This window comes from Kitasatospora sp. NPDC056327 (genome assembly GCF_042261735.1).
Classification (GTDB): Bacteria; Actinomycetota; Actinomycetes; order Streptomycetales; family Streptomycetaceae; genus Kitasatospora.
Window position 1 is genome coordinate 1 of the sequence record NZ_JBHJRC010000439.1, and the last position, 4,834, is coordinate 4,834.

General features: G+C 73.9%; 2 protein-coding genes and 1 pseudogene. 1 reads left to right on the top strand and 2 read right to left on the bottom strand.

Translation table 11 applies throughout. The features are described from left to right. Together ACFCX4_RS34765 and ACFCX4_RS34770 are read right to left on the bottom strand one after the other, a co-directional pair. Nucleotides 1-91: pseudogene (locus ACFCX4_RS34765) on the bottom strand (roadblock/LC7 domain-containing protein); the annotation flags it as partial. 10 nt (nt 92-101) lie between these two features. Beyond that, nucleotides 102-3,896, bottom strand: coding sequence for a nitrate- and nitrite sensing domain-containing protein (locus ACFCX4_RS34770; RefSeq protein WP_376151229.1), 3,795 nt, complete (start codon nt 3,894-3,896; stop codon nt 102-104). A gap of 684 nt (nt 3,897-4,580) precedes the next feature. Here ACFCX4_RS34770 and ACFCX4_RS34775 point away from each other — a divergent pair. Next, nucleotides 4,581-4,802, top strand: a complete 222-nt coding sequence (locus ACFCX4_RS34775) for a hypothetical protein (protein WP_376151230.1) — start codon at nt 4,581-4,583, stop codon at nt 4,800-4,802. Nucleotides 4,803-4,834 lie beyond the last annotated feature (32 nt).

Here is a 4,834-nt window from a genome sequence, read left to right on the forward strand (position 1 = left end):
CCGCGGAGACCACCACCGTGTGCGACACCCCGGGGGTGTTGTCCACGAAATTGGTGATCAGCCAGTTCAGGTTCTGTGCGGCCTGGCTCATCTGATTCAACTCAACGCTCCTGATGATCTGCGGCGTTGCCGTCGGTCCGGCCCCCGAAGCTGTCGAATCCGGGCTGCTGGGCACCGGGCCGGAAACCGGTCCGGTCGTCCGGCGTCCGGGCGTCCTGGCCCTGGCCCGGTGTCCGGCTCTGCCCCGGCGCCTGGCCGGCCGTCTGCTCGGCACCGGCGCGGCGGCCCTGCTGGATGCCGCGGCGCAGGTTGGTGAGCCGGCCGCGCACCTCCTCGGGAGCGCGGGACACCTGCGGGCCGGTCAGTGGGGACGCCTCGGCGGTCCCGGAGACCAGGTTGGCCTGCGGGTTGCGCCGGGGCAGGCCCGACATGGTGACCCCGGCGGTCGAGGGCTCGCGGACCTGCTCGGCGCGGCGCCAGCGCTCGTCGTTGGCGGACGGGCGCCACGGGGCCTCGCCGGGCTGCGGCTGCCGGTCCGGCTCGTCGGCCGGCCTGGGCTGCGGGGCCTGCTGCTGTCCGGCGTGGGCCTGCTGCGGCTGCTGCGGGGCCTGGGGCGCCTGCGGCTCCGGGAAGCCCGGGGCCGTGGTGCCGGGACGGCGCGGCTGGTACGGCCGCGGCCTGGAGCTGGTCCCGGCCGGACGGCCCTCCTCGTGCGGCCGGCCCGGCCCGGACGGCGCTCCGCCGTCGGACGGCCCGGTCGGCAGCGCCATCGGCTCCTGCCGGACGGGCTGCTGCTGGACCGGCTGCTGCGGGGCCTGCGGCTGCGGGGGACGCGCGGCCTGCTCCGGACGGCCCGGGTTCGGGACGGCCGGCAGCACCGGCTCGACCAGGCCGAGACCCAGCGGGTCCCGGGGGTCGATGTCACTGGCCTCGAACCGGGGGCGGGCGAACTGCTGCGTGCTCTCCTCCACCGGCGCCGGATCGGCGGCCGGCAGCGGCTGGGCGGGCTGGACCTTGGGCAGCGGCTGGGTCCGCTGGAGCGGCTCCTGCCGGTCGCCCGGCGCGGGCCGCTGCGGACGGCCGTCCTGGCCCTGCGGGCCCTGCGGCGGACGGCCCTGACCCTGACCGGGGCCCTGACCCTGGCCCGGGGCCTGGCCGGGCCGCTGACGCTGCGGCAGTCCGTCCTGCGGGCGGTCGCCCGGACGGGAGCCCTGGGGCGCACCCGGCCGGCCCGACTGCTCGGCCCAGCCGTGCTGGGGCTGCTCGCCACCGCGGGCGGCGGGGACGCCGTCGCCCTGCGGGCGCTCCTGGCCGCGGCGGGGCAGGCCGCCGGGGCCGCCCTGCTGGGGAGCACCCTGCTGGTTCCGGTCCGGCGCGCCGGGCTGCCGGCCGCGGCGGGGCAGGCCGCCGGGGCCGCCCTGCTGGGGAGCACCCTGCTGCGGGCCCTGGCGGCCCGGGGAGCGCTGCGGCAGACCGTCCGGCCGGCCGGGGGCCTGCTGGTTCGGACCCTGCTGGTTCGGACCCTGGCGGCCCGGGGCGCCTTGCCGGTTCTGGGCCGGCGCGCCCGGGGCACCCGGACGGCCGCCCGGCGCGGCCGGGTTCTCGCGCAGCGACTGGCCGACCTGGCGGGTCGGCAGTCCGCCGCCGGCACCGGGGCCGCCCTGACCGCCCTGACCGCCCTGACCGCCGGAGGGGCCGGGGCCGCCCTGGCCGAGCTGCGGCCGGCCGCCGCCCTGCGGGGCACCGCCCGCCGGACCCTGGCCGAGCGCGGCCGGGGCGCCGGAACGGCCGCCCGGGCCGGCCGGCATCTGGCGCTGCTGGCGCGGCGTCGGGGCGACCCCGCGTTGCTGCTTGGGCTGGCCGCCGCCGGCGCGGCCGGGGGCGCGGCGGTCGGCGGTGTTGGTGACGTCCACCGGGAGCATGACCAGCGCGGTGGTGCCGCCGGAGTCGCTGGGACGCAGCTGGATGCGGATGCCGTGGCGCAGCGACAGGCGGCCGACCACGAAGAGGCCCATACGTCGGGAGACCGAGACGTCCACCGTCGGCGGGTTGGCGAGGCGCTCGTTGATCTCGGCGAGGTCGTCGGGGCTGAGGCCGATGCCGGTGTCGTGGATCTCGACCAGCACCCGGCCGTCCGGCAGCGCGTGGCCGGTGACCCGGACGCGGGTCTGCGGGCTGGAGAACGAGGTGGCGTTCTCCAGCAGCTCGGCGAGCAGGTGGACGAGGTCGTTGACGACGCGGCCGGCGACCTCGGCCGACGGCACGGCGGCCAGCTCGATGCGCTCGTACTGCTCCACCTCGGAGGCGGCGGCGCGGAGCACGTCGACCAGCGGGACGGGGCGGGTCCAGCGGCGGCCCGGGTCCTCGCCCGCGAGGACGAGGAGGTTCTCGCCGTTGCGGCGCATGCGGGTCGCGAGGTGGTCCAGCTTGAAGAGGTTGGCCAGCTGGTCCGGGTCCGCCTCGCGGCTCTCCAGTTCGGAGATGAGCGACAGCTGGCGCTGGATGAGGCCCTGGCTGCGGCGCGAGAGGTTGGTGAACATCGCGTTGATGTTGCCGCGCAGGAGGGCCTGCTCGGCGGCGAGGCGGACGGCCTCGCTGTGCACCATGTCGAAGGCGTGGGCCACGTGGCCGATCTCGTCCGCGGAGTCGACGCCGACCGGTTCGACGGTGACGTCGACGTCGTGCGGGTCGGTCTCGGAGAGCGTCTTGACCAGCTCGGGCAGCCGCCGCTCGGCGACGTCCTCGGCCGCGGTCTGGAGGCGGGTCAGCGAGCGCACCATCGAACGGGCGATCAGACCGGCGCCACCGAGGGCCACGAGCAGCACGAGCGCGACGGCGGCACCGAGGATGAGGGCCTCGGTGTCGGCCTGGGACTGCAGTTCCTGGGCCTTGCCGTCGAGGTCCTCGATGAGCTTGGACTCGATCCGCCGCTCGGCGGCGATCTTGGCGGTGGACTGCTCGTACCAGTCCTTGTAGCTGACGACCTCGCTCTGGTGGATGCCGCTCTGCTGGAGGATCGAGCGCGCGTAGCGGTCGGCGGCGGCGACCACCGAGTTGTAGCTCAGCTGGCCGCGCAGGTTGTCCAGGTCGTGCGAGGTGTAGATGTTGTTGAAGCCGGTGAGCGCGTTGTCGTAGGACGAACGCAGCCGGATGCCGAAGGACTCGTCGCTCGGGCTGAGGTCGGGGCCGGCCGGGTTGGCGAGCGCGGCGCTGATCAGCGCGCGCTGCTGCGAGGTGGCGTTCTTGGCGAGCGAGAACTGCTGCAGGGCGCGGGTCGAGCGGACCAGCTCGCGGTTGTTGGACGCGAGCGCGATGTCCTGGGTGATCGACAGCAGGTCGCGGATGATCACGTCGTACGCGGTGATCGTCGCCTGGATGTTCTGGGTGTTCTGGTACGGGTTGCCGCGGGCGTCGGAGACCGAGTTCAGGTCCTTGCGGATCTGGAAGAGCAGGGCCTTGCCGCCGGAGAGCTCCAGGTTCTCGAACTTGTCCGAGGACGCGGTGAAGGTGCGGCTGAGGTCGTCGGTCACCTTGCGGGCGGCGACGATGTCGTCGTCCAGCGGGGCGTTGGGCTTGGCGGTGATCGGGCCCGCGCTGACGTCCCGCTCGTTCTGCAGGGCGTTGGCGAGGTCGGTCGCCTTCTTGGCCAGATCCGACAGGTTGGCCATCTGGGCCAGCTGCTGCGAGGTTTCGAGCGAGGTCTGGATGCGCAGGCCGCCGAGGACCAGCGCGACCAGGACCGGGAGCGCGAGCAGGGCGATCAGCTTGCTGCGGATGCGCCAGTTGCGCATGGCCAGCCGGCTCATGCCCTTGGCGCGTCGGCGGGTCAGCGAGGACCGGAGCTTGTCGCGGGCCGACTTCCGGTCCCCGGTCTCCTCCTCGGGCCGGCCGATCACGTCGGGTGCCGGTTCGGCCTGGCTGCCGGGGGGCGCCGCCTGCTGGGGGGCTGCCGCGGGCTCACGCGACTCCGGGTCACCCGCGGCGCCGCTACCCCTTTTGAAACGTCCCTGCACTGGCGTCGCAACCTCTGGACCGGGCGTCCTGCCGCGTTGCCGCGGCCTGGACGGTGTCGAGTTTCCATCCGCCCCCGGCCGGTCCGGGAGAGCGGGTCACCGGGGTGGACTGCTCCCTACCCACGGTCCGTGGCATTCCAGCACAGCCGGGGAATCCCAACAAGGGCGGCCGGGCCCATTCCGACGGCACTACTCACCGCGCGCGGGATCTCACCGACTGTGTGGTAACCGGACCGGAATACCGCCTTTTTCGGACACTCGTCGGATGCATGCCAAGCGGACCCGAGGTCAGCAAGATCCGCAGAGCTTCGGGTATGCCCGATATATCCGATATGCCGGTAAAAGCTGATGAAGCGATATGTCGGATATCAGCGATATGTTCCATGATTTGTGGCGAAAATCACAGATGAATGTGTAGCTTTGGTCACGGTCGCTGTGGAAAGAGATCCGTAACCTTGCTGTTTCCCGGGCACGGCCGCGATCAGCCTGCCCAGAATCTCCCCGAATCACTCAGGCCGGAGCCGATCGTGGTCGGTCGCCCGGCCGCGACCTTGAGGTGCTGACCAGATGCCCCAGGCGAATAAGGCCGCCACGTCCACGCCGACCGGCGGTTCGACCGCGAACCCGAGGCGGACCACGCTGGCCTCGGTCGAGGACTTCAGCCGGATCCCCGGCGCCCGCACGCCCGCGGACGCCGTGACCTACGCGACCGAGCTGCCGGCCTCCACCGCCAACCCGCGCCGCACCCAGCTGTCGGTCGCCCCGGTGGTGAACGTCCCCCGGGACTGAGTCGTTCCGTGCACGTCGCAGGGCCCCGTCGC

Bases quoted from the DNA above. Each gene is read 5' to 3' on its own strand.
- ACFCX4_RS34775 (WP_376151230.1), top strand. From the start codon at position 4,581: ATGCCCCAGGCGAATAAGGCCGCCACGTCCACGCCGACCGGCGGTTCG.